Consider the following 1603-nt stretch of genomic DNA (forward strand, 5'->3'; position numbering starts at 1 on the left):
CACCTGTGCGGACCCACGGTGCCCCTCAGCCTCGGCTTCAGCCCCATGAGCCCCCGCAACACCGGCTTCGGCAAGGGCTGGAGCGTGCGCCTGTCGCACTTCGATACCGTATCGCGCATCCTCTCGCTGTCCACCGGGGAAACCTTCCGCATCGAAGGCTCGGCCAGCCAGCCCACTGTCCCTGAACGCAAGATCGACAGCTTTCATTTTTCCGTCGAGGCCACCGGCCGCTATCGGGTGGCCCACAAGTCCGGCCTGGTGGAAATCCTCACCCTGCGCGGCGGCGACACCCAGGCCTGGGTCAGTGAAATCCACTCCGCCGAAGGCCATCGGGTCAGCCTGGCCTACGAGACCTTTGCCGACGAAACCGTGCTGCGCAGCGTCAGCGACGACTATGGCCTGCTGCTCGAGATTACCCGCCCCAACTCCGCGCAGATCAATGTCGACTTGCACCCCGGTCAAGGCAGCGGCGGCGACCCCCTGGTCCGTTTCAGCCTGATGCTCAACAACGGCGAAGTCACCCGCATCGTGCTGCCGACCGACAATCAGGCCGCCTGGCGCTTCCAGTACGAACCGATCCATGAATACCTGTGCATGGCGCAGGTACACAACCCGCTGGGTGGCCATGAACTCATCACCTACGATGCTCAGGGCCATGAGTTTCCGCAGAACCGCTACCCCTCGCTGCCCCGCGTGTCACGGCATGAGCAGCGCCCCGGCTTCGGCCAGCCGCCGGTCGAGGTGCGTTATCAATATTCCAACACCAACTTTCTGGGCTTCAACGCCAGCGGGCTGATCTGGGACGACGATGGTCTGGACAATCTCTACAAGGCCAATCAGAGCTACACCTACAACAGTACGGAAATGCTTTGGTTCGATGGCAAGGCCTTGCGCACCACGGTGCGGGCCTTCAACAACTTCCACCTGCTGACCGAAGAAACCGTCACCCAAAGCGACAATGTGCTCAGCACCCGCACCACATATCACAGCACGCCGGGCTTGCCCTTCGACCAGCAACCGGCCCAGTGCCAGTTGCCCCGTGAAGTGCTGAAGATCTGGTATCACCCCAGCGCTTCCAGCCAGACCCATGAAGAAACCACCCGCACCACCTTCGACACCTTCGGCAACCTGCTGACCCAGGAAAACCCCGACGGCACCCTGGAAACCCGGCGCTATTACCCGGCCGCCGGTGGCGATGGCTGCCCGCCCGACCCGCAAGGTTTTGTAAGGACCGTGCAGGACACCACCGTCACGCCGGTCCCCGGCGCGCCCGGCGAGGCCCCGGTATTGCGCACTGCGTATCGCTACGCGCTGCAAACCGGCGTGGGTGGCGGCGCAACGCCCGGCTGGCTGGCCGTGACCGATGAGCGTCTGCTGCAAGTGAACGGCCTGGATGAAACCGAACTGCAACACACCGCGTTCACCTACATCCACCAACCCACCGATCGTTATCAGCACGGGCGCAAGTTGCAGGACACCCAGACCCTCAATGGCCTCTCGACGATCACCGACTACACCTACCAGAGAACCCGTAATGCCCGCGCCGGGGAAACCGTGCAGCACACCATCATCAGCCTGAGCACCAGCTTCGATACCGTGCGCA

The 1603-nt window shown here is 63.1% G+C and carries 1 pseudogene; it reads left to right on the forward strand.

Features of this window, described 5'->3' with window-relative positions:
• Positions 1-45: 45 nt before the first annotated feature.
• Positions 46-1603, forward strand: a pseudogene (locus ACODS3_RS26475) (sugar-binding protein); the annotation flags it as partial.

This window comes from Pseudomonas sp. FG43, from assembly GCF_057809175.1.